This window comes from Nocardia sputi (assembly GCF_023501985.1).
Genome location: NZ_JAMFLC010000002.1, coordinates 103,893 through 129,192, shown reverse-complemented (window position 1 = coordinate 129,192; position 25,300 = coordinate 103,893). Strand labels below are relative to the sequence as shown.

Annotated in this window: 28 protein-coding genes; 13 read left to right on the top strand and 15 right to left on the bottom strand. The window is 68.3% G+C overall.

Translation table 11 applies throughout. The annotated features are described in order from the left end of the window. The first annotated feature begins 212 nt into the window (after window positions 1–212). On the top strand, window positions 213–857 hold the full coding sequence (locus M8859_RS03125) for a dihydrofolate reductase family protein (RefSeq protein WP_249643724.1): 645 nt from the start codon (window positions 213–215) through the stop codon (window positions 855–857). Window positions 858–993: 136 nt separating this feature from the next. Beyond that, window positions 994–1,809 carry a DUF1206 domain-containing protein gene (locus M8859_RS03120; RefSeq protein WP_159921093.1) on the top strand — a complete coding sequence of 272 codons (816 nt, stop codon included), beginning with the start codon at window positions 994–996 and terminating at the stop codon, window positions 1,807–1,809. A gap of 45 nt (window positions 1,810–1,854) precedes the next feature. Here the strand turns inward: M8859_RS03120 and M8859_RS03115 are convergent, their stop codons facing one another. Continuing rightward, window positions 1,855–3,219: a flavin monoamine oxidase family protein gene (locus tag M8859_RS03115; RefSeq protein ID WP_249643723.1), complete on the bottom strand. Its 1,365-nt coding sequence runs from the start codon at window positions 3,217–3,219 to the stop codon at window positions 1,855–1,857. A 231-nt stretch (window positions 3,220–3,450) separates the two neighbouring features. Between M8859_RS03115 and M8859_RS03110 the strand changes: the two genes are divergently transcribed. The 5 genes from M8859_RS03110 (at window position 3,451) to M8859_RS03090 (ending at window position 8,555) form a co-directional block, all read left to right on the top strand. Further along, the gene (locus M8859_RS03110) at window positions 3,451–4,698 is read left to right on the top strand and encodes a cytochrome P450 (RefSeq protein WP_195069369.1); all 1,248 of its coding nucleotides are present in this window, start codon (window positions 3,451–3,453) and stop codon (window positions 4,696–4,698) included. A gap of 101 nt (window positions 4,699–4,799) precedes the next feature. Beyond that, window positions 4,800–5,744, top strand: coding sequence for a metal ABC transporter substrate-binding protein (locus M8859_RS03105; RefSeq protein WP_321209499.1), 945 nt, complete (start codon window positions 4,800–4,802; stop codon window positions 5,742–5,744). Next, the gene (locus M8859_RS03100) at window positions 5,741–6,475 is read left to right on the top strand and encodes a metal ABC transporter ATP-binding protein (RefSeq protein WP_159921099.1); all 735 of its coding nucleotides are present in this window, start codon (window positions 5,741–5,743) and stop codon (window positions 6,473–6,475) included. Before M8859_RS03105 ends, M8859_RS03100 begins: the two co-directional genes overlap by 4 nt. Before the next feature lie 27 nt (window positions 6,476–6,502). Beyond that, window positions 6,503–7,387, top strand: a complete 885-nt coding sequence (locus tag M8859_RS03095) for a metal ABC transporter permease (protein ID WP_159921101.1) — start codon at window positions 6,503–6,505, stop codon at window positions 7,385–7,387. Between the two features lie 88 nt (window positions 7,388–7,475). Continuing rightward, window positions 7,476–8,555: an ADP-ribosylglycohydrolase family protein gene (locus M8859_RS03090; protein ID WP_159921103.1), complete on the top strand. Its 1,080-nt coding sequence runs from the start codon at window positions 7,476–7,478 to the stop codon at window positions 8,553–8,555. Between the two features lie 299 nt (window positions 8,556–8,854). Here the strand turns inward: M8859_RS03090 and M8859_RS03085 are convergent, their stop codons facing one another. Then, on the bottom strand, window positions 8,855–9,475 hold the full coding sequence (locus M8859_RS03085) for a TetR/AcrR family transcriptional regulator (RefSeq protein WP_195138950.1): 621 nt from the start codon (window positions 9,473–9,475) through the stop codon (window positions 8,855–8,857). Window positions 9,476–9,553: 78 nt separating this feature from the next. On the opposite strand from M8859_RS03085, the gene M8859_RS03080 reads away from it, so the two are divergent. Next, a complete protein-coding gene (locus M8859_RS03080; protein ID WP_159921107.1) occupies window positions 9,554–10,984 on the top strand; it encodes an MFS transporter in 1,431 nt (476 codons plus the stop codon). Window positions 10,985–11,214: 230 nt separating this feature from the next. On the opposite strand, the gene M8859_RS03075 is transcribed toward M8859_RS03080, so the two are convergent. The 6 genes from M8859_RS03075 to M8859_RS03050 form a co-directional block, all read right to left on the bottom strand. Next, the gene (locus M8859_RS03075; protein WP_223521472.1) at window positions 11,215–12,168 is read right to left on the bottom strand and encodes an alpha/beta hydrolase; all 954 of its coding nucleotides are present in this window, start codon (window positions 12,166–12,168) and stop codon (window positions 11,215–11,217) included. A 108-nt stretch (window positions 12,169–12,276) separates the two neighbouring features. After that, window positions 12,277–12,669, bottom strand: coding sequence for a DUF6463 family protein (locus M8859_RS03070; protein WP_195138952.1), 393 nt, complete (start codon window positions 12,667–12,669; stop codon window positions 12,277–12,279). Further along, a complete protein-coding gene (locus M8859_RS03065; protein WP_159921111.1) occupies window positions 12,669–13,214 on the bottom strand; it encodes a TetR/AcrR family transcriptional regulator in 546 nt (181 codons plus the stop codon). The genes M8859_RS03070 and M8859_RS03065 overlap by 1 nt, the downstream gene beginning before the upstream one ends. Before the next feature lie 60 nt (window positions 13,215–13,274). Beyond that, window positions 13,275–13,817: a DoxX family protein gene (locus M8859_RS03060; protein ID WP_249643722.1), complete on the bottom strand. Its 543-nt coding sequence runs from the start codon at window positions 13,815–13,817 to the stop codon at window positions 13,275–13,277. Then, window positions 13,814–14,260, bottom strand: a complete 447-nt coding sequence (locus tag M8859_RS03055; protein WP_159921113.1) for an ABA4-like family protein — start codon at window positions 14,258–14,260, stop codon at window positions 13,814–13,816. The genes M8859_RS03060 and M8859_RS03055 overlap by 4 nt, the downstream gene beginning before the upstream one ends. Then, the gene (locus M8859_RS03050; protein ID WP_236565295.1) at window positions 14,257–15,219 is read right to left on the bottom strand and encodes a hypothetical protein; all 963 of its coding nucleotides are present in this window, start codon (window positions 15,217–15,219) and stop codon (window positions 14,257–14,259) included. Before M8859_RS03050 ends, M8859_RS03055 begins: the two co-directional genes overlap by 4 nt. Window positions 15,220–15,326: 107 nt before the next feature. On the opposite strand from M8859_RS03050, the gene M8859_RS03045 reads away from it, so the two are divergent. Continuing rightward, on the top strand, window positions 15,327–15,980 hold the full coding sequence (locus M8859_RS03045; RefSeq protein ID WP_159921115.1) for a MerR family transcriptional regulator: 654 nt from the start codon (window positions 15,327–15,329) through the stop codon (window positions 15,978–15,980). Window positions 15,981–16,038: 58 nt separating this feature from the next. Further along, window positions 16,039–16,605: a type 1 glutamine amidotransferase domain-containing protein gene (locus M8859_RS03040; protein WP_159921117.1), complete on the top strand. Its 567-nt coding sequence runs from the start codon at window positions 16,039–16,041 to the stop codon at window positions 16,603–16,605. A gap of 9 nt (window positions 16,606–16,614) precedes the next feature. Here M8859_RS03040 and M8859_RS03035 read toward each other — a convergent pair whose 3' ends face one another. Further along, window positions 16,615–17,286 (bottom strand): TetR/AcrR family transcriptional regulator, encoded by a 672-nt coding sequence (locus tag M8859_RS03035; RefSeq protein ID WP_159921119.1) that lies wholly within the window; start codon window positions 17,284–17,286, stop codon window positions 16,615–16,617. A gap of 111 nt (window positions 17,287–17,397) precedes the next feature. Between M8859_RS03035 and M8859_RS03030 the strand changes: the two genes are divergently transcribed. From M8859_RS03030 to M8859_RS03020, 3 genes are all read left to right on the top strand, one after another. Continuing rightward, entirely contained in the window at window positions 17,398–18,543 is a 1,146-nt protein-coding gene (locus M8859_RS03030) for an acyl-CoA dehydrogenase family protein (RefSeq protein WP_159921121.1), read from the top strand. Between the two features lie 146 nt (window positions 18,544–18,689). Further along, window positions 18,690–19,154: a PaaI family thioesterase gene (locus M8859_RS03025; RefSeq protein WP_159921123.1), complete on the top strand. Its 465-nt coding sequence runs from the start codon at window positions 18,690–18,692 to the stop codon at window positions 19,152–19,154. 527 nt (window positions 19,155–19,681) lie between these two features. Next, window positions 19,682–20,011 (top strand): transglycosylase family protein, encoded by a 330-nt coding sequence (locus M8859_RS03020; protein WP_159921125.1) that lies wholly within the window; start codon window positions 19,682–19,684, stop codon window positions 20,009–20,011. 207 nt (window positions 20,012–20,218) lie between these two features. On the opposite strand, the gene M8859_RS03015 is transcribed toward M8859_RS03020, so the two are convergent. The 6 genes from M8859_RS03015 to M8859_RS02990 all read right to left on the bottom strand — a co-directional run bounded on the left by M8859_RS03015 (window position 20,219) and on the right by M8859_RS02990 (window position 25,264). After that, window positions 20,219–20,959, bottom strand: coding sequence for an SDR family NAD(P)-dependent oxidoreductase (locus M8859_RS03015; RefSeq protein ID WP_195069365.1), 741 nt, complete (start codon window positions 20,957–20,959; stop codon window positions 20,219–20,221). Then, window positions 20,956–22,143: a thiolase family protein gene (locus tag M8859_RS03010; protein ID WP_249643721.1), complete on the bottom strand. Its 1,188-nt coding sequence runs from the start codon at window positions 22,141–22,143 to the stop codon at window positions 20,956–20,958. Before M8859_RS03010 ends, M8859_RS03015 begins: the two co-directional genes overlap by 4 nt. 84 nt (window positions 22,144–22,227) lie before the next feature. Further along, the gene (locus M8859_RS03005) at window positions 22,228–23,277 is read right to left on the bottom strand and encodes an ABC transporter ATP-binding protein (protein ID WP_249643720.1); all 1,050 of its coding nucleotides are present in this window, start codon (window positions 23,275–23,277) and stop codon (window positions 22,228–22,230) included. After that, window positions 23,274–24,086, bottom strand: a complete 813-nt coding sequence (gene modB, locus M8859_RS03000) for a molybdate ABC transporter permease subunit (protein ID WP_201295157.1) — start codon at window positions 24,084–24,086, stop codon at window positions 23,274–23,276. Before modB ends, M8859_RS03005 begins: the two co-directional genes overlap by 4 nt. Further along, complete coding sequence (gene modA, locus M8859_RS02995; RefSeq protein ID WP_159921133.1) at window positions 24,083–24,859, bottom strand: molybdate ABC transporter substrate-binding protein; 777 nt, start codon at window positions 24,857–24,859, stop codon at window positions 24,083–24,085. Before modA ends, modB begins: the two co-directional genes overlap by 4 nt. Before the next feature lie 6 nt (window positions 24,860–24,865). Next, on the bottom strand, window positions 24,866–25,264 hold the full coding sequence (locus tag M8859_RS02990; protein WP_159921135.1) for a TOBE domain-containing protein: 399 nt from the start codon (window positions 25,262–25,264) through the stop codon (window positions 24,866–24,868). Window positions 25,265–25,300 lie beyond the last annotated feature (36 nt).

Below are 25,300 nucleotides of genomic sequence, written 5' to 3'. Positions count from 1 at the left end.
AGGTATGCACGACCAGATTGCGGCTTCGTATGCTCACACTCCGCTCGGGGACGTCGCTCCTACGGCCCGATCCGGCAGGTCGCATAGCCGTTGCCGTGGAATTCAGCTCCTCGGCGCTTGACGGCTGCCTGCTATCGGACCACTGATTGCAATGTGGGATCAGTCTGGGTACATTGCGAACCGATTGCAAACTGCAATCAGAAAGGGTTTCGATGAAACAGTTGGTCCGCGTTCAGAACTTCAGCGTCTCCGGTGATGGCTACGGTTCAGGGGAGGGGCAGCGCCTTGAGCGCCCGTTCGGCCATGCCGATCCCGGTCCGCTGTTCTCTTGGGCGGGCGCCACCGCTCACTGGCCCACCCGGACCGAGCCCGGCGGAACCTACGGCCTCGACGACTACTGCGCTCGCGATTTCCGCAACAACATCGGGGCCGAGATCATGGGGCGCAACAAGTTCGGTCCGCAGCGGGGGCCATGGGAGAACTACGACTGGCAGGGCTGGTGGGGGGACGAACCCCCGTTCCACACTCCGGTATTCGTCCTCACCCACCACGTGCGACCCTCGTTCACGCTGGGGGACACCACGTTCCACTTCCTCGATGCGTCTCCGAAAGATGCGCTCGCTCGGGCATTCGATGCCGCGGAGGGTAAGGACGTGCGCATCGGTGGCGGTGTCGCGACGGTCCGGGAGTTTCTCGACGCGGATCTCATCGACACGATGCACGTCGCCGTCGCGCCGGTCGAGCTCGGTCGCGGTGAAAGACTGTGGACGAGTCCTGACGAACTCGTCGACCGTTTTCATCTGGAGCGGATCCCGAGCCCGAGCGGGGTGGTGCATCACTTCTTCTGGCGAAGGTGACCGACGGGCAGTAGCCGCCCCATAGCGGAGGCCGGAACTCACCTCGGAAATGCAGGGGTGCTTTTACGGCAGACGTGGGTATCCGGTCCGTGTTCTGCGAGCGGCTCGCGCCGCGGAACTTGGACGGAGAAGCAGTATGGCTCACACAAACCTTTCCGGCACCGCCGGACGGATCGCCCAGAACGGCGTCTTCGAGCGATTCGCCCGCGCGGGCTATGTCATGTCCGGCTTGGTCCACCTGCTCGTCGGCTACATCGCCATCCGGCTCGCGCTCGGCGGGGGAGGCGGCACCGCCGACCAATCCGGCGCCATGGCCGAACTGGCCGCCAAACCGGGCGGCGTGCTCACGCTCGGGGTGGGCGTGGTCGCGTTTCTGCTGATGGCGCTCTGGCGGCTGGTGGAGGCCGTATTCGGCAGCGCGTCCAAACCCGGCGCCGACAGCAGGAAACACGAAGCGTTCGATCGCGCCAAAGCTTTCTCGCTGTTCGTGGTCTACATCGCGTTCGCCGTCTCCGCGTTCCGTTTCGCCCGAGGCAGCGGCAAGTCGAGCAGCAGTGAGAGCGTCGGGCTCACCGCCCGCCTGATGCAGAACACGGCGGGGACGATCGCCCTCGTCGTGGGCGGGCTGATCATCATCGCGGTCGGTGGCTACCACGTGTACAAAGGGGCGCGTCAGAGCTTCCTCGACGACCTCCACGGGACACCCAGCGCCTTCGTGCGGCGGCTCGGCACCGTGGGATACATCGCGAAGGGACTGGCCATCGGCGCGGTCGGGTTGCTGGTGATCTTCGCCACGCTCGGGTCGGATCCGAACAAGTCCGCCGGACTCGACGGCGCCTTGAAGACGCTGGGCGCTCAACCCTTCGGCGTGGCTCTGCTGCTCGTGGCGGGGCTGGGCATCATCACCTACGGGCTCTACAGCTTCGTGATGGCCCGGCGCGCCAAGATGTAGCGGAGCCGGTCCCGCCCGGAACCGACCGTGGCGGCGATCCCCTCGTCAGCCCACCGCGGCGGTCTCGTGCTCCAGTACTTCGCTGGCCGCGCGTTCACCCGAGCGGATGGCTCCGTCGATCCAGCCGCACATGACCGCGGAACTCTCGGTGCCCGCCCAATGGATGCGACCGCACGGCTCGCGCAGGGCGTGGCCGAACTGGGTGAGCACGCCGGTCGGGGCATGGCTGAGCATGCCGCCGCCGGAGTAACGCTCGACGCTCCAGTTCTGCTCGACGAAGTCGACGGGTGAGCCGGCTTTCCGGCCGAACCGTTCGACGAGTGCGCCGAGGATCGCGCTCTTGCGTTCCGCGTCATCGAGCCGGCCCAACTGCCGTGCGATGGGCCCTTCGACGATGACGCACAGGACACCGGGCCGCCCGGTGTCGGTGCACGCATCGATGGTGATCGTCGCAGGCGAACTCGGCGCGGCCGACTGCCCCGACAGCCCGTCGGCTCGCCAGAACGGTTCCTCGTACACGACGGAGATCTTGATGATCGAGCCGCTCGGCATACGTTGATGGAGGAACCAGCGATCGACGGGCAACATCGGTTTGTACGCGATCTGGTCGGCGATCGCCAAGGGGACGGCCACGATCGCGCGCCGGGCGCGCATGGTCACCTGGGCTGCGCGGACCGTCACCCCCTCGGCATCCTGATGGATGCATCGGACCGGTTGCGAGAGATGGATCGAATCGCCGAGTTCGGCGGCCATCGGCCCGTAGACGGCGCCCATGCCCCCGACCGGCCGCGCGTCCTGCGCTCCGTCCTTCACGCCCAGAACGAAGTCGGGTCCGCCCCCCGAAGCCATCTGGTACAGCACGAAAAGCAACGACACCTCCGTAGCCGCCGAGGTGTAGCAGCCCGCTATGGCGGTCTCGAGCAAATCGTGGGCGGGCTTGGACAGGACATTGTTCTCCAGCCAATGCGCCAGGCTGACCTGATCCCACTTGTCGGCCTTCTTCGCCGCCCACGGCGCTTCCAGCGGAACCGACTTGCACATATGTCCGAGCTCGAGGAATACCGCGCCGAGGTTCATGGCCGCCCACGGGCTCATGGTCCACGGGATCGTGCCCGTATAGCGGTGCTGCTTGCCGTCGACCACCATCAGGGCCGAGCCGTCGGTGTACTGCTTGTAACTCGCTACCCCGAACTCGGTCATCAGAGCCTGGACCCGGTCCTGACCCGGCCCGATCCAGGCGCCGCCGCGATCGATCCACGAACCGTCGTCGCGCACTTCGGTGAAGGTGCGTCCGCCCAGCCGGTCCCGTGCTTCCAGCAGCGCGACCGATCGGCCCGCTTGTTTCAGCCGCAGCGCGGCCGTCAATCCCGCGAAACCGCCGCCGATTACGCAAAAGTCGACGTCTGTCATGGCGTGCCGTCCTCGTGTCGAAGTTCCGCACGGCCGCCGTGGTACCCGCGCTCGATCGGCGCACTCGGCACAGCGGGTGCGATTCGCCTTCGATCAGGTCTACGCGTCGAATCTTGGGCAATTCTATAGCAAATTGCCGCGCTCGGTCATCTCGAGGCATTTCCGGTGCGGACGCCCGGCAAGCTGCCTAGGCTCACGGATCTTGTTGTCCGACCGCCTGGAGCTCCTCCGATGACGATGTCCCCGTCCTCTGCGCACAGCCGCGCGACGCATGGTTCGCCGATCGATACCGACGGCCCGCGGATTCCGCTTTTCGCAACGGAATTCGCTGCGGACCCGCACAGCGCCTATCGCGAGATGCGTGCGCGATACGGATCGTTGGCGCCGGTGGAACTGGCGCCGGGCGTACCGGCCACCTTGGTGATCGGTTATCACGCCGCGGTGCGGATCATGAACGACCCGGACCACTTCCCGGCCGACCCGCGCGCTTGGCAGCAGAACATCGCCGCGGACTGCCCGGTGTTGCCGATGATGCAGTGGCGGCCGAACGCTTTGCGGAATGCCGGAGCCGAGCATGCCCGCTATCGGCAGGCCAACGTCGCGGGGCTGGAGAAGGTCGACCTGTACGGCCTGCGCGACACCGTCGCGCAGCTGGCCATTCCGCTGATCAACTCGTTCTGCGCGGACGGGGCCGCGGATGTGGTGCGCCAGTACGCCTTTCCACTCGCCTTCGCGGTGCTGAACGCCTTGCTGGGGTGTCCGGCCGAGATCGCGCAGCGCGCCGCGACCGGTATGGCCGCGATCTTCGAGGGTGTCGAGGCGGAGCGCGGGAACAAGATGCTCATCGATTCGCTGGGGGAGTTGACGCTGCTGAAACGGGCCGAACCCGGCAACGACATCACGACGCGCATGCTGCGGCACTCGGCGGGGTTGAGCGACACCGAGATGGTGCACCAGCTGGGGACCCTGTACGGCGCGGGTATCGAGCCTCAGCAGAATTTGATCGTCAACACCTTGCTGCTGATCCTCACCGACGAGCGCTTCGGCGGCAGTGTGCTGGGCGGGAGCCTGTCGACCCGGGACGCTCTGGACGAGGTGCTGTTCAACGATCCGCCGATGGCGAACTTCTGCTTCAGCTTCCCGAAGCAGCCGGTGCTGATCGATGACGTCTGGCTGCCCGCCCACCAGCCGGTGGTGATCAGCATGGCCGCCTGCAACACCGACCCGGCGATCAGAACCGACCAGTACGCGGGCAATCGGGCGCATTTGGCGTTCGGCGGCGGGCCGCACGTGTGTCCGGCGAGTTCACTGGCCTACCTGATCGCCCAGGACGCCATCGACCAACTGCTCGACGCCCTGCCGGAGATGCGGCTCGCCGTCCCGGTGAACGAGCTGATCTGGCGTCCGGGTCCGTTCCATCGAGCGCTGACCGCCCTCCCGGTCGTTTTCCCGGAGTCGGCGCCCCTGCCGGTGCTGTAGTTCGCGGGACGGCTGTTCCGGCGGTCCGAAGCGACGAGCGGCTCTTCGTTTCAGCGACTCTAACTTGAAAGTTAGGGTAAGCGAACTTATCATCTCCTTGTATGAAGGTTCGGCTCCACCCGCTGCTCGCCCTGTCTCCACGCCGATGGATGGCGGCGATAGCCGTGGGCGCGCTGGCATTCACGCTCACCGCCTGCGCCGAGAGCGGCGCCGGACCCAACGATCGGCCGGTGGTGCTCACGACGTTCACGGTGCTCGCGGATATCGCCAGGAACGTGGCGGGCGAGCACCTGACCGTGGAGTCGATCACCAAGGCGGGTGCGGAGATCCACGGCTACGAGCCGACGCCGGGTGACATCAAGAAGGCGGCCAAGGCGGACCTCATCCTGGACAACGGCTTGAACCTGGAGGCGTGGTTCGCCCAGTTCGTCTCCGACTTGCGGGTGCCGCATGTCGTGGTCAGCGAGGGTGTCGCCCCGTTGCCGATCCGCGAGGACGCCTACCAGGGCAAACCGAACCCGCACGCGTGGATGTCACCGCAGAACGCGCAGATCTACGTCGACAACATGGTGCGGGCGTTCAGCGATCTCTCTCCCGGCCATGCCGCCGATTTCCGTTCCAACGGGGAGCGGTACAAGTCCGAGCTGCGCAAGGTGCACGACGAACTCACCGGTACCTTGAACGCGCTGCCGCCGAACGAGCGGGCCTTGGTGACTTGCGAGGGCGCGTTCTCCTATCTGGCCCGCGATGCCGGCCTCACCGAGAAGTACATCTGGGCGGTCAATGCCGAGCAGCAGGCCACGCCCCAGCAGATCGCGTCGGCCATCGACTTCGTCCGGCAGCAGCGGGTGCCCGCGGTGTTCTGCGAGTCCACGGTGTCGGACGCGCCGATGCGCCGCGTGGTCGAGGCCACCGGCGCGGCGTTCGGAGGGGTGCTGTACGTCGATTCGCTGTCGGAAGCCGACGGCCCGGTCCCGACCTACCTGGCGTTGATCCGCCACGACGCGCAGACAATCGGCTCCGCACTGACGGGTCGCCGTCCATGAGCGGGCCGGTGATCGAGGTGCGTGGCGTCAGCGTCCACTACGGCGAGGTGCCCGCGCTCGAGGACGTCGATCTGACCGTGAACGCGGGGCGGGTCTGCGGTCTCATCGGGATGAACGGTTCCGGCAAGTCGACGTTGTTCAAGACGATCATGGGCCTGGCTCACCCCGACCGGGGAACGGTTCGGATCAACGGCGGCGCGCCCGTCGCGGCGCGGCGCGCGGGCATCCTCGGCTATGTCCCGCAGAGCGAGGACGTCGACTGGAGCTTCCCGCTTTCGGTCCGAGACGTGGTGATGACCGGCCGCTACGGCCGACTCGGTTTCACCAGGCGTCCGCGTGAGGCGGATCGGGAAGCGGTCGCGCACGCACTGGAACGCGTGGAACTGACCGACCTCGCCGACCGGCAGATCGGGCAGTTGTCCGGCGGACAGAAGAAGCGCGCCTTCGTTGCGCGCGGGCTGGCCCAAGGCGCGACCGTCCTGCTGCTCGACGAACCGTTCGCGGGCGTCGACAAGCGTTCGGAGGCCACGATCACCGCACTGCTGCGGCAGCTCGCCGGCGACGGCGCCACGATCCTGGTGTCGACGCACGACCTGCACGCCTTGCCCGGCCTCGCAGACGAGGCGGTGCTGCTGATGCGCACCGTGCTCGCCCAGGGCGATCTCGACGCGGTCCTGCGGCCGGAGAACCTGGCCAGGGCGTTCGGCCTGGACGTGATGAACCGGGTGTGAGCCCCGGCCGAGTGTGGGGACAGATATATGAGCTTGACCGAAATTTTCATCGATCCCCTGCGCTACGAGTTCATGGTGCGCGCACTGGCCACCACCGTGACCGCGGCGCTGGTGTGCGCGGTGCTGTCGTGCTGGCTGGTGCTGATCGGGTGGTCGTTGATGGGAGACGCCGTCTCGCACGCGGTGCTGCCCGGTGTGGTGCTGGCCTACATCGTCGGGCTGCCGTTCGCGGTGGGCGCGATCGTGTTCGGATTCCTGGCGGTGGCGCTGATCGGCGTGGTCCGGGACACCAGCCGGATCAAGGAGGACGCCGCCATCGGCATCGTCTTCACCACACTGTTCGCCTTCGGCTTGGTGCTGGTCTCGGTGACGCCCAGTCAGACCGATCTCAACCACATCGTGTTCGGCAACCTGCTCGGCGTCAGCCGCGGTGAACTGGTGCAGGTGGTGATCCTCGCCGCGATCACCCTCGGCGCGCTGATTCTCAAACGTCGCGACTTCACTCTCTACGCCTTCGACCCCACGCACGCGCACGCCATCGGCCTCAGTCCGCGGTTGCTCGGCACGGCACTGCTCGGATTGCTGGCCCTCACCGCCGTTGTCGCCCTGCAAGCGGTCGGCGTCGTCCTCGTGGTCGCCATGCTCATCATCCCGGGCGCGACGGCCTACCTGCTCACCGACCGCTTCGGCCGGATGTTGCTCATCGCCCCCGCCATCTCGGTGACCTGTGCGGTGGCGGGCCTGTACCTGAGTTACCACCTCGACACGGCTCCCGGCGGCATGGTTGTCGTCGTCCAAGGGATGGTCTTCACGGCCGTGTATCTGTTCGCGCCGCGTCAAGGCGTGATCGGTCGGCGGATCTTCGCGGCACGTCGGCTGAAGAACGCGGATTCGGTGAGCGTTCGAGAGTGAACGCAGCAGAGTGGCCGGGGGGCTGAGTGGGGGCACCGGTACCGCCACTGTGGTGGACCGCGGGCCGGATGCGTGATGATGTTGTCTCGTGGTGGATTACACGATGGTCTTCGATCGGGTCCGGGGGTCACTGCTGGGTGGAGCGGTGGGTGACGCGCTGGGGTGGCCCATCGAATTCCTGCGGCTGGAGCAGATTCGGCAGCGGTATGGCGATCACGGCGTGACGGGCTTTCTGCCGCAGCATGTCCAGGACGCGGCGCAGCAGATCACCGACGACACGCAGATGACGTTGTTCACCGCTGAGGGGCTTTTGCGGTCCGCGCCCGGCGCTGATCCGCTGCCGGCGTTGCGCCGAGCATATCTGCGCTGGTGGCAGACGCAGCGGCAAGAGGTGCCCGCGCCCCACGTCGACGGGTGGCTGGCGAGCCTTCCCTTTCTGTACGCGGCGCGCGCGCCCGGGAACGCGTGCATGTCCGGGCTCGGGCAGCAGTCACGGGGGTTCGTCGCACCGAACCCGTTCGGGGAGAGCGGGCCGGTGAACCCGCATTCGAAAGGCTGCGGCACCGTGATGCGGTCCGCGCCGATCGGTCTGGCCGGTATGGGGTCCGACCTTGCTTTCACCACGGCCGCGCGGGCCGCTCAATTGACCCACGGGCATCCGACGGGATACCTCGCGGCGGGGGCGTTCGCCGCACTGATCGATCGTGTGGTGAGCGGTGTCGAGCTGTCGATCGCCGTACGGCAGACGATCGCTCAGCTCACGACTTTCCCCGCGAGCGCCGAGACGGTGGCGGCCCTGACGCGAGCTGTGGAGTTGTCCGAGGAGGGGGTCTCCGCCGAACAGGTCGAGCGGGTCGGCGAAGGGTGGGTCGCGGAGGAATGCCTGGCCATCGCGGTGTATTGCGCCCTGCACGCGGCCAGGACCGGTGATGTGCGCGCGGCGTTGCTGCTGTCGGTGAACCATTCCGGCGATTCCGATTCCACGGGTGCGGTGGCAGGCAATCTGATCGGCGCCGTCCACGGGGTCTCCGGATTGCCGAGGGAATGGGCGTCCGCGGTCGAGGGGCGCGACGTGCTGGTTCAGGTCGCCGACGATCTCGTCATGAACTTCGGGCTCGGCGACCGGTCCGGGCTCGCCGCCCGCTATCCCGCCGACGAGGGTTTGTGACGGTCGCTCCGGTGGTCGAGGCGGGGTCACGCCTCACCGCTGACATCCGCACCGGTCTCGCTCGGGTCTCGTGGTTCGGTAGGTAACCGGCACCTCCAGCGCGCGGTCGCGTAGCCACCGGTGAGCCGGGTCCGCCTCGAGCCGGACGTGCCACAGCAACGACCGTCACACGGTGCGGGGCCGCGGTCGTGGTCGTCGCCGGGCGCTGCGCCGTCATCGGCGGCACCATCGCTCGCGGTGATGCCCACGAGCGCGGGGATCATCGGATACGTTGTGCCGCTGATGGTCACGACACCTGGTCAGGGCAGTAGCTGACGAATCAGGGCGCCGGCGGCCCAGTCCTGCCACTCCTGGCTGGTCCAGCCGCGTTCGTGGACGAGGAGGTGGTAGGTCTCGGGCGCGAGGACCACCAAGGCGATGTCGGCGGCGCGGTCGGGGTCGATCCCTTCGCGCAGCGGGGTTTTGGCGGCCAGCGCCGCACCGAGGCGGTGCTGCACGAGGTGGCGTTGGGCGATGTTGGTCTGCCACAGTTCGGCCAGTTCCGGATCGGTCGCGGCGGCCGAGCGAACGGCCTCCAGCAAGGGGGTGACCCGGGCCAGGATCGCGCCCGCGGCCGCCACTTGGAGCCGGATCTGCTCGAGCGGTGGCGCGGCGACCGCCTCGGCGAACCACGGCCGGTCGAGCGTGGCGACCGGCTCGGTGTCGCCCGCGATCTCGACGTCGAGCAACTCCGCGAGGATCGCGCGCTTGGTGGCGAAGGTGAAGTACAGGGTCTGCACGGCCATCCCAGCTTCTTCGGCGATGGCCTTCATGGTGGTCGCCGTGTAACCGCGGGTGGTGAACAACTCCCGCGCCGCGCCCAGCATGCGCGCCCGGTTGGCCGAGGTCTTGGCCGCGCGCACTCCGGTGTTCTTCGACATGGAGGACATCCTACTTGACTGGAGTTCAGCACTAGTGAACTATTTCGCTAGATCGATGCTCTAGTGAAAGGATGCGTGATGGGCGGGTTGGGACGATGGCGGCTGCTGGTGATTACGGTTGTCGAGTTGGTGATCTTCCTCGATACGACGGTGCTGAACGTGGCGCTTCCGGAGATCGGGAGGCACTTCGGCCTGGGTGAAGCCGGTTTGGGCTGGGTGACCAACGCCTATCTGCTCGCGTTCGGCGGGTTCATGCTGCTGGGGGGCCGCGCGGCGGACCTGTACGGACCGCGCCGCATGTTCGGGGCCGGGCTGGCGGTCTTCACTGTCGCCTCCGCGCTGGCCGGATTCGCGGGCACGGCGTGGTTGCTGATCGCCGCGCGTGCCCTGCAGGGCATCGGTGCGGCCGTCGTGATCCCGGCGCAACTGGCGCTGCTGGCCACGGCGTTCACCGATCCAGCGGCGCGGCGCCGGGCCTTCGGAGTCTGGAGCGCGATGGGCGCCGCGGGCGCGGCGATCGGCACCGCGGTGGGCGGTCCGCTGACCGACGTCTTCGGTTGGCCGTCGATCTTCCTGATCAACCTGCCGATCGGACTGCTCGCGCTGGCGTTGTTGCGCAAGCTGCCCGCGGACCCCGCCAGCACGGCCGAGGCGGGACGACTCGATGTGCCGGGCGCGCTCACCGGAACGGGCGCGCTGCTGATCATCGGATACTCGATCGGCGCGTGGGGCGATCCGGGCCTCCGGCTGCTCGCTTCCGCGCTGCTCGGAGTGGGTGCCGCCCTTTTCGTCGGCTTCCTGGTCATCGAGCTGCGCAGCTCGCACCCGCTGATGCCGCTGCGGCTGTTCGCGATTCGTCAGGTGAGCGGTTCGGCAGCGGTGAACGCTCTCGTCGGCGCGGCGCACGTGCCCGCGTTCGCCCTGCTCGCGCTGTATCTGCAGAACACCCAGGGCTACAGTCCGACGGCGTCGGGGCTGGCGGTGTTGCCGGTCGCGGTGGTCAACATCGTCGTCTCCCGCACCCTCATCCCGTTCGCGCTGGCGAAGCTCGGCCCCCAGGGTGTGCTGGCCGCCGGAATGGCGTTGCAGGCCGCGGCGCTGGCTTGGTTCGCGCGGTTGCCCGAACACGCCTCTTACCTCGTCGACGTGCTGCCCGGGGCCATCGTGTTCGGCGTCGGTTTGCCTGCCGCGTTCGTCGGCGTCACCGTCCCGGCCGTCACGGCGGTGGACGAGACGGATCGGGGCATCGCCGCCGGTGTCGTCAACACCGCGCAGCGGGTCGGAGCCGGGATCGGCGTCACGGCCGTGCTCCTGCTCGCGCAGACGGTGACCGAAAAAGCGAACGGCTCCTCCGTCGATGGCGTCCGCGCGGGCTTCGCCGCCGCGGCCTTACTGGCGCTGGTCGGTTGCCTGCTCACGGTTCTGGTGCTGCGGGTCCCGGTTTCCGAGGCCGATGCGGCCGCCGATGTCCTGAACGACGAGACGAATGAGTCCCACCCCCGTCGGTGAGCTCCGACACCACGCCGGGAGGCCACCGCGCGGTCGGGCGACAGTGTGCGCGGAACCCGAGCCCGCCATCAGCGCACGGATGCGCTGGTCCGGTTCGCTGGGGACAGGACATCGTGCCCTATCCACGCATGCGCTGGTGGCCTGCGCTCGTCGCCACGGCCGGGCCCGCGCGGCGGCTGCGAGCCCGGCCGTGCGTCGTGCAGGATGAGCGCGCGGTCGGGAGCCGCTGCTCACGCCCCGAGGGCGCGGGCCAGGTGGGGCCAGGAATCGTGCAGGTCCGCCTCGAACTGCCCCCAGGTGTGCGAGCCCTCCGGGCGGTTGACATGGATCGCCGGTAGCCCGAGCTCGGTGAGACGGTCGGCGAAGGCCGCCGTGCACGAACTCGCGATCGCCTCGATCGGCGGGAAGGGCAGCCCTCCTCGATCTATCGCCCCCGGAGTGCCGGAGGCGGCGGACAAGTAGATGGTTTTCCCGGCCAGAGCGCCCGCGTTGGCGAAAGCGTCGTGCGCCCGCCAGACCGCGTCGCCCGGCGATCCCCACATGTTCGCCGGGTTGCCCCCGCCGCGGATGACCTGCGCGCTGACCATCGCGGCGCCGGCGGCGTCAGCGGCCCAAGGGCACCCGCTGTAGGCCGCCACGGCCTCGTACACCTCGGGCGCCTGAATCGCGAGGTCGACGGCCGAAGCGGCGCTCATCGACACCCCGGCGATCGCGTTTCGTCCGTTCGTATCCAGTTCGGAGTCGAGGGTTCCGGGAAGCTCCCGGGTGAGGTAGGTCTGCCATCGGTTTCGCCCCACCGCCGGATCGTCGGCGAGCCAGTCGGTGTACATGCTGTAGGCCCCGCCGACCGGCATCACCACATTGACGCGCTTGTCGGCGAAGAACGTACGAACGTCCGTGTCGTCCCACCACGAGATCCCGTCGACCCCACCGCCGATGCCGGTGAGCAGATACAGCGTGGGCGCGGGGCCGCCACCCGCGGCGCGGATCACCCGATTGGGGACCACCCGATCCATCGACGGCGAGTAGACATCGATCTGCGAAACCGAGCCTCCGAGCGGAATTTCCCCGACGACGCGGGCCCGCCCGGGCTCGGCTTCGGCAGGTTGAACGGAAAAGAGGGACACCGCTACCGCGGTCGCCAGCACGCTGACGAGCGCGCCCAAACACCTAGAAGCACTCACGATTTCGGTGTACCCACCCCGGTCCGCCGTACTCCACAAGCCGGTACGGATCTCACCGCAGACTACGCGAAAACGTCACGGAACCAGTCTGTTTCGGTGGAAGGCGTCTCACCGTTCCGGCTGGTCCACGCGGTAGGCGGCGGCAAGGGCTACCGCGGCGACGGCCAGTATCAGCCAGCCGCCGGTGACGGGAAAATAGATGACGGCCAGCGGGATTCCGATCGCGACCAGGTACCAGCCGACGTGGCCGGGTACGCGGCCGGTAGCGCTGAGCGCGTTGCGGGTGAGCGCGCCGATGGCCAACAGCGCGATTCCACACATCATGAACCACACGCTGGCATCGCGCGCGAAATAGGCGGGATCGCCGGTGTCGGAGGCCGCCGCCAGGAATCCTTCGGACGCGATGCCGGACCAGTCGTTGGGCTGGATGAACGCGTACACGAAGTGGATCGCCGCCGTCGCGAAGAGCAGTCGGTGCACCCAGGGGCCGAGGGCGGGCATCAGTTCTCCTTCCGGATCGCCAGGCGCAGCACCAAGGCATAGATATCGGCGATCTCTTTCGCGGGAAGTGGTGGAATCACCTGCTGGGCCCCGACGAGTGCGAGGTAGAGCAGGCGCGCCAACGGTTCGATCTCCTCGTTGTTCTCGTGAAGATCGCGCAACAGTGACTCGAGGTATTCGACCCGCCTCCGGTCCACGCGCTGCTGGAGCCGGTACACCTCCGGGTCCTGCATCGCCCAGGAGCGCATGGCGATCTCCACTGCGTTGTCCGCGTCCTGATCTGCGAGTACGAGGTCCGTCAGCCGGGCGAGCTTGTCGCGTGCGGGGGCGTCGCCTGCCTCGGTTTCGGTGATATACCGGCCGGTGTACACGGATTCGAAGTGTTCGAGCAGGTCGGTCTTGTACCCGGACATGCCCCGGAAATGGTGGTAGAACGACCCTTTCGTGAGGCCGAGGTCGGCGCACAAACGCTCCACGGTGAGCGCCCGCGCCCCGTCCTCGGCCAGCACCGCCAACCCGGCGTCGAGCCAATCCCGCTTGCTCATCCGACCTCCTCGACCCTCGAGGCCGAACATACCATACCGTATGGGATGGATGCGAATGCCTCAGGCTGTCGTGCGGTCGCCGACCCTATTCGCCTGGAAGTCGAGGCCACGGCCTCCTCGGCGGGGGAGTTTCAGCACCCCGGCCGCCCACAGGGCAACGCCGATGTACAGCACCTGCTCCGGGATACGCGCCCACAGTGGCGTCGCGGGCGCGCCGTTGAACGGGACGTCGCTGACGGCTACGTAGATGTTGGCGGGCAGCATCACGACGAACAAGGCAGCCAGTCCCAGCCCTGCGGGCCGGCGCGTGCGTGTGAGGAACAGGCCCACGGCACCGAGCAGTTCCAAAACGCCGGTCAGGTAGATCATCGCGCCGGGGAACGGTACGAACGGCGGCACCATCGGGAGGAGATCGGCATGGGTCGGGGCGGGGGAGTCCGCGAACGACTCCGGCAGGAAATGCGTTGTGCCGGTCATGATCAGCATCACGCCGAGGGCGTAGGCGCCGCAGGTGGGCCACGCGGCGAATCGGCGTGCGCCGAGGGCGCCTGCCGCACGCAGCACGAGCAGGCTGGTCAGCAGAACGAGGAGTGTTTCCATCATGCCTCCGTGGGGACGGTCCGGCCGGGCGCCGGTGTGGTGGTGAGTCGGATGAGCAGGTAGATCAGGACGCCGATCGGCGCGAACAGGATGGTGAGCACGAGCAGCGGGCTGATCAGCAGCGGTGTGCGTCCGCGGGCGCGGCTGTCCAGGAAGATCCAGCGTCCGAGGAACAAATCGAAGGCCACGAAGTGCGCCCATGCCGCCGCGGCCCCGGAGCTTTCACCGAGAACGGTTTGCAGCCCAGGCAGATTCGGGTTGATCAACGCCTCGGCGAACGAGCCGAACTCGGGCACGATCAGTGCCGCGTAGACGATCAGGGGCGGGAGGCAGATGAGCGGTGACGCGACGATCGCACCGGTCCGCCGCCACGTCGGCGCCAGGACCATCAGTGCCCAGAACGGCGCCGCCAACCAGAAGGTGATGTCGAAGAGCGATTCCGTCATCGGCTCGCTCCTGCGGGAAGTCTGTTCACCACAACGGCTTTCGAGCGCACCGCCATGGCTGTGGACACGATTGCGGCGAGAGTGATGACGGCGAAGGCGAGAAGAGTCGCCGCGTCGGGATGGACCACCGACTGTCCGCGCAACGCTTGCCAGGTCAGCACCGCGAGCAGCGCGGCGTAGGTCGCCGCCGCGACCGTGACGAGCCTTCGCCTGGTATCCGCCGATCGCAGAACCGGAATGCGGCGTGAGCCGTACTCGACGGCGAGCAGAACCAGCGGAATGACCTGCAACGCATGCATCCCGAGGAAATGCGGGATGCGCAGGTCGCCTCCGGCGGTACTCCAGCCGAGTATGGGCAACCCCGGCCCGCCGTCGGGAAGCCCGACGGTATGGGCGCCGCTGATCGAGCTGCCCGCTGCTCGTTGCTCGGGTGTCGGTCCGACCATCAACATCCCTAGTGCGGCGCCCGCGAGCGACAGGACGGCGCCGTAGCGGATCGCCGCGTTGCGGGCGGGGTCGCTCGCCGGGTCGACGAACACCGCCGCGGACGCGATCAGTGTGGCCACCCAGACGACCACGATCGAGGAGCCCATGATCTCCCACAGCGCCGCGTTCAACGGCGTCGTGAAATTGAAGTGGCTGGTCGTGCCCCGCACGATCTGGGTGGTGATGACCAGCAACTCCACCGCCAGGCCGAGCGCCGCGACCGTCCCGGCCCACCAGGCGACGCGGCGCCAGCGAGTGAGCTGGGCGATCAACCACGCCCACGTCACGGCGTAGATCAACACCGAAAGGGCGAATTTCGCGGATTTGGCCCAAATCGGCAGCCCGGTCAGGGTGCGGTCATCGACGACGATGCCCGCGATCGACCACACGACCAGGAGTGCCATCGCGACGGCGAGCAGCATCAGCGGGCGGTGCCAGGAGAGGGCGGGGAAGCGCCGGAAGAGGGTAGTCACGCACAGGGCCTTTCGGGAACTAGAACTATCGATAGTTAAACTATCAGTAAGATTATGGATAGCGGTACTATCCAGTGTCAAGATGTCGACCGAGCCCGAGGAGTCCGATGCGGATCGCCGAACTCAGCCGCGCCAGCGGTGTTTCTCCCGCGACGATCAAGTACTACGTGCGGGAAGGCCTGCTGCCGTCCGGCGTGCGAACCCACCGCAACCAGGCCGAATACAGCGAGGCACACGTGAGTCGGCTGCGGCTGATCCGGGCACTGGTGGATATCGGCGGCGTGTCCATCGAAGCGGCGAGGGAACTGCTCGCGGCGCTCGACAGCGGCAACCTGTCCGCGCGCGATTCCCTCGGTCATGTGCAGTACGCGCTGGGTGGGCGGCGCTCTCCGGTCGCCGACGAGCAGCGGGCGGCCGCCGCCGAGGACGTCGCGGCACTGCTGGACGGGCGCGGCTGGCGAATCCACGACGAGAGCCCGGCCCTCGGCACCCTCATCGATGTCTGCGCCGCGCTGCGCCAGCTCGGCCACGGTGACGTGGTCGGCGCGCTGGACGACTACGCGGGCGCCAGCGAGGCCATCGCCGCCACCGACCTCGCCCTGGTCCGCAACGAACCCGCCGTCGAGCGGATGACCGAAACCGCGATCGTCGGAACGATCTTGGGTGACACCCTGCTCGCCGCGCTGCGCCGGCTGGCGCAAGAGCATCTCTCCCGCACGCTGTTGCCGCCGGACGACGCTTCCGGCCGCACCGAGGTTTAGCGGAGCCCTCGCGCGGCATGACGGGAACAGGATCATTCGACCGAAAGGAGAGGCGCTCATGGCCGATCAGCTGGATGGGACGCGGGTCCTGATCATCACCTCGAACACGGGAGTGGAGCGGGACGAACTGCTGGTGCCGCGCGACGAACTGCGTCAGCGCGGCGCGCGGGTCACCCATGCCGCGCCGAAGCGCGAGCAGGTGCAGACTTTCCGCCACGACACGGAGAAAGACGCTGCTGTACAACCGGATTCGTCGTTGCACGAGGTTTCCGTGGACGACTTCGACGTGCTCGTGGTGCCCGGCGGCACGGTGAACGCGGACAAGCTGCGGGTCACCGACCGGGCGATCGAGCTGGCCAAGGAGTTCGCGGGCGCGGGCAAGCCGATCGCCGCGATCTGCCACGGCCCCTGGCTGCTCGTGAACGCCGAGCTGGTGTCCGGCAAGACGCTGACCTCGTACTTCTCGCTCCGGGCCGACATCGTCAACGCGGGCGGCGCGTGGGTCGACGAACCGGCGGTCCGCTCCGCCGAGGGCGGGTGGACGCTGCTCACCTCCCGCAACCCGGGTGATCTCCCCGATTTCGTCCATGCCATTACGCGGGAAGTGGTACCTGCCTCCCGGTGATGCACTGGTTCACTTGTCCGGCAATGGTTCTCGCGGGTCGATCGCGATGCCCAGATCGCGGAGCCGGTTGTCGATGAGCAGCCAGCATTCGGTGGTCAGGCGGTCGACGAGGGCGGACTCGGTGGTGTCGTGGTGTTCCAGCCACCAGCGCACCGAGGCGTCGACCAGGCCCAGCAGGGCGACCACCAGCCGGTCCGCGGCCATCGGGTCGGCCCCGAACTCCGGCAGGTAGCGCGCCGCCGCCGCGGAGATCTCGGCGGCGAAAGCGCTTCCGCCGACGCGCGGCTCGTTGCGGCCCCGCCGGTAATCGCGTCCGACCAGGAAGCGATACAGATTGGGGTGCTCGGCGGCCCACCGTACGTGCTGGGCCAATGGCTCGCGGATGACGTCCAGTGGCGTGCCGTGCACCGCCAATCGCGCCCGGATCCGCTCGGTCAGATCGTGGTGCGCGTACCGGGCGACCGCCAAGTCCAGCTCTTCCTTGCTGGCGAAGTGTCGATAGACATGTGTTCGGGCCAGTCCGGCCCGGTCGGCGATCCGGCCGGTCAGCGCGTGCGGACCGTCCTCCTCGATCGCCGCTATCGCGGCTTGCACGATGGCGCGGCGGCGCTCGTCGCGGCCGGGCCGATTGCTGGTGGAACGCCGAGCGTCGGCGGTGTCCACCCAGGGTTGTCGTGCCACAGGGTGAGCGTATCCGCCGGGCAATCCGGTGGTACACCTTGTACCCGGTCAGCTATTGGTACACACTGTACCCGTAACTATCGGTATCAGACTTTCGCAAGGACACCCCCGATGACGACCTACCGGTCCGCCTGGCTCGACGACGACCTGGACGCCCTGCGCGAGCTCGCCCGCTCGTTCTTCGCGAAGGAGTTGACGCCGAACATCGACAAGTTCATCGAGCAGCACCACGTCGACCGCGACTTCTGGACCAAGGCGGGCGCGCTCGGCCTGCTGTGCGCGTCGATCCCGGAGGAGTACGGCGGTGGCGGTGGCACCTTCGCGCACGAGGCCGTGCTCATCGAGGAGCAGGCCAAGGCGTTCGACACCTCCTGGGGCGCCACCTTGCACAGCGGGATCGTCGCGCACTACCTGCTGCACTACGGCACCGAAGAGCAGAAACGGCAGTGGCTGCCCAAGATGGCCACCGGCGAGGTCGTCGGCGCGATCGCCATGACCGAGCCGGGTACGGGATCGGATCTGCAGAACGTCAAGACCAAGGCGATCCGCGAGGGCGACGAGTACGTCGTGAACGGCTCGAAGACCTTCATCACCAACGGCAGCCAAGCCGATCTCGTCATCGTGGTCGCCAAGACCGACACCAGCGCGGGCGCCGCGGGCATCTCGCTGATCCTGGTGGAGGCCGACCGGCCGGGCTTCCGGCGCGGACGGGTGCTGGACAAGGTGGGCCAGAAAGGTCAGGACACCTCGGAGCTGTTCTTCGAGGACGTCCGCGTCCCGGTGTCCAACCTGCTCGGCACTCGGGAAGGGCAGGGCTTCATCCAGCTGATGCAGCAGCTTCCGCAGGAACGGCTGATCATCGCCGTCGGATCGGTGGCGGGCATGGAGGCCGCGCTGGAGGCGACGTTGCGCTACACCAAGGAGCGGCACGCCTTCGGCAAGCCGGTGTTCGCGTTCCAGAACACCAAGTTCAAGCTCGCCGAGGTGGCCACAGAAACCCGGGTGGCCCGGGTCTTCCTGGACGATTGCATCGCGCGGCACCTGCGTGGGGAGCTGGACATCCCGACCGTCGCCATGGCCAAGTGGTGGACCACCGACCGCGCCATGTCGGTGGCCGACGAATGCCTACAGCTGCACGGCGGCTACGGCTACATGACCGAATACCCGATCTCGCGGATGTGGACCGACAGCCGCGTGCAGAAGATCTACGGCGGCACCAACGAGATCATGAAGGAGATCATCGCCCGCAGCCTGTGACCCTCCCGCGGCCGACGGTGTTGGCAAACTGTCAACACTCTGTCGGCGCGCGCGTTCGAGGGCCTACGCTTCGGTGACGTCCACCACGGTGGCCGTGGCAGAGACAACGAGGTGCCGGCCACCTCCGGCGTGAAGGGACGGTTGCGATGAGCGACGTCGGGACTCCTCCGTTCGAGGACATCGTCAACGGGGCACTGGAATACACCATCCCGATCGCGCACAAGATGGGTGTCCGGGCGGTGGAGGTGCGGCGGGGTTTCGCGGCGACCTCGGTGCCCGCCGAGGGCAACGGCAACCACTTCGGCGTGATGTACGCCGGTGTGCTGTTCACCGTCGCCGAGATCCTCGGCGGCGCGATCGCGGTGGCGACCTTCGACAACTCCGCGTTCTATCCGCTGGTGAAGGACCTGCGCGTGTTCTTCCGCAAGCCGGCCAGGACCGACGTGCGGGCGGAGGCGACGCTGTCGGAGGCGGAGATCGCACGCGTCACCGCGGAGGCGGCGGAGAACGGCAAATCCGAGTTCACCTTGCGGGCGGTGGTCACCGACGCCGACGGCGTGGTCGTCGCCGAAACCGAGGGGCTCTACCAGTTGCGGGCGCACGGGAAGTAGTCGGCGCCTGAGCCGGAGGCGCGTCCGACGCGCCTCCTGGCCGGTCCGGTCCTGCGCCGGGATCGCGAATCGCCCGCGTCGCCATCTGCGGTCACGGTCATATCTTTGGCTCGTCCGGAAGGTAACGAACCGGTCGCTGGGCTCCCCTTCGCGCCGGTATCCGGCACAGGCATGCCTACTACCGCAAGTCGTGGACCTGGGAAAATGCGACTCGTTTCACGATTTCCGAGTGATCTCGAACACATAACGCCCCCATAACAGCGGATCGGCACAGCCCCGTTTCCCGCGAGCGACCTGGGGTGATGGCGCGAACTCTCGACCAGGGGTTAAACGTGGTCCCACGTTATTCGAACGTGATCTGCCGCGACATCTCCGCTAACGTCGGTCACGGCTCGGGGCAACACCGAGATCGAGATCGAATCGCAGAACGCCGGAAACCCTGTCCCGCGGTTCGAGTGTCCACAACCTTCCTGGGGACAGGGGCGCGGCGAACTTCGCCGAGCCGGTGGGCGCAGGCGGGAAATCTCATGTCGCATAACCGTAAATTCACCACTCGTGTTCTCGGCTTCACCGCGGCTCTCGGCGCTCTCGTCGCCGTGCCGTTCGGCCTGTCCACCGCCACCGCTTCGGCCCACAACTGGGATGCCGTCGCGCAGTGCGAGAGCAGTGGCAACTGGTCCACCAACACCGGAAACGGCTTCTCGGGCGGCCTGCAGTTCACCCAGAGCACCTGGGAGGCCAACGGCGGCACCGGCAGCCCGTCCAACGCCAGCCGCGAGGAGCAGATCCGCGTCGCCGAGAACGTGCTCGCGACCCAGGGCCCGGGCGCCTGGCCTGTGTGCGGCGCTTACCTCTGATGCGTCACCGGCGCCTACCGCGAATCCGCGGTAGGCGCCGAGCTATTTCATGGCGATAATACTGATCGCCATATATAGGTGCTCTCGAAAATCGCATCCGCAATTCGGAATCCGATTATTCACAGCGAATCGTTATTCGCCGTGCCCGAATTCGGCGTTATATTCTGATGCCTGAGCTCGGGTCCGGTCGCTGCCGGGTAACGGTGCTCAGGCACGCCACAGCCGGTCACCGGCGCGGGACAGCACGATGTTCGGCACCACCGCGTTGCGGGACAACCGGGTGATCGCCAGGACCATCTCGGCGACGTCGCCGGTGGTAAGCATCGCGGACCGGTCGAGAACATCACGCTTCCACGCGGTCATGTCGGTGTCGACGTAGCCGGGGGACACCGCGGTGGCGCTGACGCCGTTCCCGGACTCCTCCAGCGACACGGTTTCGCACAGCGAGATCAGCGCCGCTTTGGTGGCTCCGTAGGCGGCCAGGCCCGCCTCTGCGGCGACACCGGTGATCGACGCGAGCGCGACGATCTTCGCGCCGCGCTCCCGATCGGTGTCCGCGCTCTTGCGCAGCAGCGGAAGCGCCGCCTGGATCAGCGTGAGCGGTGCGCGAAAATTCACCTCCAGCATGCGCTCGCAGCTTTTCGGCGGTAGGTCGGCCACGGTGCCGGCGGTGCCGGTGCCCGCGCTGAGCACCAGCACGTTCATGCCACCGAAGCGTTCCTCGTGTGCTCGCACCAGGTCGCGCAGCTGATCGAGGTCGTTCATCTGCGCGACCACCGGATGCACGTCGGCGCCCGTCTCGTCGCGCAGACGGGCCGCGGTCTGCTCGAGGGTGTCGCGGGTGCGCGCGGCGAGAGTCACGTGATAGCCCTCGCCGGCCAGGCGGCGCGCCACCTCGGCGCCGATGCCGCGCGACCCGCCGGTGACCAGCGCGGTACGGACGCTCATCCGAGACGTTCGATGATCGTGGCGTTGGCCAACCCGCCCGCCTCGCACATCGTCTGCAGACCGTAACGGCTGCCGGTCTGCTCCAGGTGGTTGACCAGCGTCGCCAGGATGCGGGTGCCCGAGGCGCCCAGTGGATGGCCGAGGGCGATCGCGCCGCCGCGGGGGTTCAGCCGCTGCGGGTCGGCGTTCAACTCGTGCTGCCAGACCAGCGGCACCGGCGCGAACGCCTCGTTCACCTCGTAGGCGTCGATGTCGTCGATGCCCAGTCCGGCGCGCTCGAGTACTTTGCGAGTGGCCGGGATGACGGCTCTGAGCATCAGCAGCGGGTCGTCGCCCACCACGGCGAACGAGTGGAATCGGGCGCGCGGGCGCAAGCCCAGCTTCGCCGCCGCTTCCTCGCTCATGATCAGTGCGGCCGAGGCGCCGTCGGTCAGTGGGGAGGAGTTCCCCGGGGTGATCGACCACTCGATCTCGGGGAAGCGCGTCGTGTACTGATCGTCGGCGAAGGCGGGCCGCAGTTTCGCGAGGCTTTCACCGGTGGTGCTGGGCCGGATGGTCTCGTCGGCCGTCAGCGCGCCCGCGGGCACCAGTTCGTTGTCGAATCCGCCTGCCGCCGCGGCTCGAGCGGCGAGCTGATGCGAGCGGGCGGCGAATTCGTCGAGCGCGGTGCGATCGAACTTCCACCGGGCGCTGATCACCTCGGCCGCGATGCCCTGCTGGATCAGGCCGTCCGGGTAGCGGTGGGCGAGTGGGCCGCGGTTGGCGTCCTTGCCCTGGCCGTTGGAGAACATCGGCGCGCGGCTCATCGATTCGACGCCGCAGGCGATCGCGATGTCGTAGGCGCCCGCGATGACACCCTGGGCCGCGAAGTGCGCGGCCTGCTGGCTGGACCCGCACTGCCGGTCGATCGTGGTGGCGGGCACCGACTCCGGGAACCCCGCGGCCAGCGCGGCGGTCCTGCTGATGTTGAACGCCTGCTCGCCGCTCTGTGTGACGCATCCGCCGACCACGTCGTCCACCATCGCGGGATCGAGGTCGTTACGGGCGACGAGTTCGGCGAGCACGCCCGCCAGCAAGGTGGCCGGATGCACGTCCGACAGGCCGCCGCCTGCCTTGCCCTTACCGGACGGTGTGCGGACGACATCGACGATGACGGCGGACCTCGCGGACCTCGCGAATCTCATAGCCCTCTCCGATCAGCTAAGTTAATTGCTATTCTCGACTAAGTTAACACGAATTCGCGTCTGCGAACCATGTTGATGGCACTCTCACGCCGGGTAGGTGTGGGTTTCGGTGGCCTTGACCGCTGCCCACAGTCGCAGGCCGGGCCGAAGTCGCAGCTCGGCCACGGTGGCCGGGGTGACGTCGGCGAGCACGGGTGGGGCGCCGTCGAGCCGGACTCGGACGGTGTGGGCGTGCTGTTCGATCGCGGCGACGGTGACCGGCCAGGCGTTGCGCGGGCTGCCCGCGGGAGGCGCCGGGTGCAGGCCGACCGCGGTCGGTGCGAAGGCGACGTGCACCGGTCCGCTGCCCGGCTCGGCCACGGTGAACGAACCCCCGTCCGCGAGGTGGACGGTGGTGTCCCGGGCGGTCCCGCGATAGAGGTTGAGACCGACCAGGTTGGCGACGTAGTCGGAGCGCGGCCGCCGTGCGACCTCGGCGGGCGGACCGTGCTGCACCACCGCGCCGTCCTCGACGATCACCAGGCGGTCGGCCAGGACCATCGCGTCGAGCGGATCGTGCGTGACGAGCACGGTGTGCCCGGGATAGTCGGCCAGATGGTGGGCGAGGTCCGACCGGACCCGTAGCCGCGTGCTCGCATCCAGCGCGGCCAGTGGTTCGTCGAGCAGCAGCAGCGCCGGGTCGGTGGCCAGTGCCCGGGCCAGCGCCACTCGCTGCGCCTGGCCTCCGGACAGGGCGCGCGGTTCGGCGGCGGCCTGCGGCGTCAGCCCGACGCGCTCGAGCCAGTGCGCGGCGCGTGCGCGGGCCGCGGCGCGACCGTGCCCACGAGCGCGCAGCCCGAACGCGACATTCTCCAGAGCGCTGAGGTGGGAGAACAGCAGGTAGTCCTGGAAGACGACGCCGATTCGTCGCCGCTCGGCGGGGACGAACACCTTCGGCGGCGCGTCCCAGGTTTCGTCGTCGAGCCGGATCGCGCCCTCGGTGAGCGGCGTCAGCCCGGCCAGCGCGCGCAACGCGGTGGTCTTGCCCGCGCCGTTGGGGCCGAGCAGGGCGACCACCTCACCCGGCGCGACGGTCACGCAGATGTCGAGCCGGAACGACTCCCGGGTGATCCGCAGGTGCGCGTCCAGCGTCACATCACACCTCGGATCCACCGCTCCCGCAGCGCGACCAGCACCGCCACCGAGACGCCGAGCAGGACCAGGCTCAGCACGATCGCGTCGGCCGGATCGGTCTCCAGCGCCAGGTAGACCGCCAACGGCATCGTGGTGGTCCGCCCGGGGAAGTTACCCGCGAACGTGATGGTGGCGCCGAATTCACCCAGCGCCCGCGCCCAGCACAACACCGCGCCCGCGACGATGCCGGGCAGCACCGACGGCACCGTGACCCGCCGGAAGGTCAGCCAGCGCGACGCGCCGAGGGTCGCGGCCGCCTCTTCGAAGCGCGGATCGGCCGCCCGCAGCGCGCCCTCCACCGAGATCACCAGGAACGGCATCGCCACGAACGCCTCCGCGACCACCACGCCCGCGGTCGTGAAAGGCAACGACACGCCGAGCCATTCGTGCAGGTAGCGGCCGACCAGTCCGCGCCTGCCGAGCACCAGCAGCAAGGCGACGCCGCCGACGACCGGGGGCAACACCAGCGGAACGGTGACCAGTGCCCGGATCAGCCCGCTTCCCGGTACCTCGCCGCGCGCGAGCAGCCAGGCCAGCGGGATGCCGAATACCAGGCAGATCACCGTCGCCACGCTCGCGCACACCAGCGAAAGGCGCAGCGCCTGGGCGACTTCCGCGGTCAGCAGCCGGTCGGGCAGCGTCCGCCACGGCGCGCGCAACAGCAATCCCAGCAGCGGTACGACCAGGAACGCCAGCGCGCCCACCGCGGGCAGCACCAGGACGAGGGGGCGTCGTCCCGCGGGTGTCCGTCGCCGTGCCGCGCGGATCACGGTGTCTCGAATCCCGCCTCCGCGAACACCGCACGCGCCTGGTCGGAACGTATGAATTCGACGAACGCGGCCGCCGCCGCGGCATTGGGCGCGTGCGCCAGCGGTGCCACCGGATAGTCGTTTATCGCCTTGCCTGCTTCCGGGACGGCGATGCCCTCCACCTGAGCGCCGCCCGCTCGCACGTCGGTGCGATAGACCAGGGCGGCGTCGACCTCGCCGAGTTTCACCTTGGTCAGCGCCGCTTTCACGTCGGTCTCGCGCGTGTCCGGCCGGGGGTCGACGCCCGCCGCCTGGAAGACCGTCTTCGCGGCCGCGCCGCACGGCACCTGCTCGGCGCACAGCGCTATCTCGAGCTCGGTCCTGCCGAAATCGGCCAGTGCGGTGACCCCGCCGGGATTGCCCTTCGGCACCGCGATCTCCAGCCTGTTGCGCGCGAAGGTGGCCGGTGCGGCGGTGACCTCGCCCGCGTCCACGACCTGCTGCATGTTCTTCGGCGCGGCCGCGGCGAAGACGTCGGCGGGTGCGCCCTGGATGATCTGTTCGGCGAGCGCGGAGCTGGCGCCGAAGCTGTAGACCACCCGCACCCCCGGGTGCGCGGCCTCGAACCGGTCGCCGAGTTCGGTGAACGTCTCGGTCAGCGAGGCCGCGGCGAACACCGTCACGGTGCCGCCGATCCGGTCCGCATCTGCGGAGCCCGCGTCGTCGGAGCCGCAGCCGGTCAACGCCATCGCGGCGACTCCGGCAGCGGCCACCACGCTCAGCGATCGAATCATCCCTGGTCAACTCTCCGGTATCTCGACGACGACGTGTGTCGATTTGACCGACGCCACCGCGACGCTGCCGACTTCGAGCCCGAGTTCCTCGACCGACTCCCGGCTCAGCAGCGACACCAGGCGGAACGGCCCGGCCTGCATTTCGACCTGGGCCATGACGGTGTCCTTGACCACCCGCGTGACGATGCCGCGCATGCGATTGCGCGCCGACGCGGCCACGGTGACCCCCGGCTGGGGAGCCTCCGCGTTGGCCCGGAGGAACTCGGCGAGTTCCCGCCCGCTGACGCCCTTGCGCCCGTTGCCGAGCTGGAGCGCGGTCAGTTTGCCCTGATCGATCCAGCGCCGCACGGTGTCGTCGCTGACCCCGAGCAGCGAGGCTGCCTCGCTGATCCGCAAATTCGACATGAAGTGCAGTTTATTTCCGTATCTGCGGAAATCAAG

Excerpts from the sequence above, each read along its gene's own strand:
- M8859_RS03125 (WP_249643724.1), top strand. The coding sequence starts at position 213 with ATGAAACAGTTGGTCCGCGTTCAGAACTTCAGCGTCTCCGGTGATGGC.
- M8859_RS03120 (WP_159921093.1), top strand. The coding sequence starts at position 994 with ATGGCTCACACAAACCTTTCCGGCACCGCCGGACGGATCGCCCAGAAC.
- M8859_RS03115 (WP_249643723.1), bottom strand. The coding sequence starts at position 3,219 with ATGACAGACGTCGACTTTTGCGTAATCGGCGGCGGTTTCGCGGGATTG.
- M8859_RS03110 (WP_195069369.1), top strand. The coding sequence starts at position 3,451 with ATGACGATGTCCCCGTCCTCTGCGCACAGCCGCGCGACGCATGGTTCG.
- M8859_RS03105 (WP_321209499.1), top strand. The coding sequence starts at position 4,800 with ATGAAGGTTCGGCTCCACCCGCTGCTCGCCCTGTCTCCACGCCGATGG.
- M8859_RS03100 (WP_159921099.1), top strand. The coding sequence starts at position 5,741 with ATGAGCGGGCCGGTGATCGAGGTGCGTGGCGTCAGCGTCCACTACGGC.
- M8859_RS03095 (WP_159921101.1), top strand. The coding sequence starts at position 6,503 with ATGAGCTTGACCGAAATTTTCATCGATCCCCTGCGCTACGAGTTCATG.
- M8859_RS03085 (WP_195138950.1), bottom strand. The coding sequence starts at position 9,475 with ATGTCGAAGAACACCGGAGTGCGCGCGGCCAAGACCTCGGCCAACCGG.
- M8859_RS03080 (WP_159921107.1), top strand. The coding sequence starts at position 9,554 with ATGGGCGGGTTGGGACGATGGCGGCTGCTGGTGATTACGGTTGTCGAG.
- M8859_RS03070 (WP_195138952.1), bottom strand. The coding sequence starts at position 12,669 with ATGCCCGCCCTCGGCCCCTGGGTGCACCGACTGCTCTTCGCGACGGCG.
- M8859_RS03065 (WP_159921111.1), bottom strand. The coding sequence starts at position 13,214 with ATGAGCAAGCGGGATTGGCTCGACGCCGGGTTGGCGGTGCTGGCCGAG.
- M8859_RS03060 (WP_249643722.1), bottom strand. The coding sequence starts at position 13,817 with ATGATGGAAACACTCCTCGTTCTGCTGACCAGCCTGCTCGTGCTGCGT.
- M8859_RS03055 (WP_159921113.1), bottom strand. The coding sequence starts at position 14,260 with ATGACGGAATCGCTCTTCGACATCACCTTCTGGTTGGCGGCGCCGTTC.
- M8859_RS03045 (WP_159921115.1), top strand. The coding sequence starts at position 15,327 with ATGCGGATCGCCGAACTCAGCCGCGCCAGCGGTGTTTCTCCCGCGACG.
- M8859_RS03040 (WP_159921117.1), top strand. The coding sequence starts at position 16,039 with ATGGCCGATCAGCTGGATGGGACGCGGGTCCTGATCATCACCTCGAAC.
- M8859_RS03030 (WP_159921121.1), top strand. The coding sequence starts at position 17,398 with ATGACGACCTACCGGTCCGCCTGGCTCGACGACGACCTGGACGCCCTG.
- M8859_RS03025 (WP_159921123.1), top strand. The coding sequence starts at position 18,690 with ATGAGCGACGTCGGGACTCCTCCGTTCGAGGACATCGTCAACGGGGCA.
- M8859_RS03020 (WP_159921125.1), top strand. The coding sequence starts at position 19,682 with ATGTCGCATAACCGTAAATTCACCACTCGTGTTCTCGGCTTCACCGCG.
- M8859_RS03015 (WP_195069365.1), bottom strand. The coding sequence starts at position 20,959 with ATGAGCGTCCGTACCGCGCTGGTCACCGGCGGGTCGCGCGGCATCGGC.
- M8859_RS03010 (WP_249643721.1), bottom strand. The coding sequence starts at position 22,143 with ATGAGATTCGCGAGGTCCGCGAGGTCCGCCGTCATCGTCGATGTCGTC.
- modA (WP_159921133.1), bottom strand. The coding sequence starts at position 24,859 with ATGATTCGATCGCTGAGCGTGGTGGCCGCTGCCGGAGTCGCCGCGATG.
- M8859_RS02990 (WP_159921135.1), bottom strand. The coding sequence starts at position 25,264 with ATGTCGAATTTGCGGATCAGCGAGGCAGCCTCGCTGCTCGGGGTCAGC.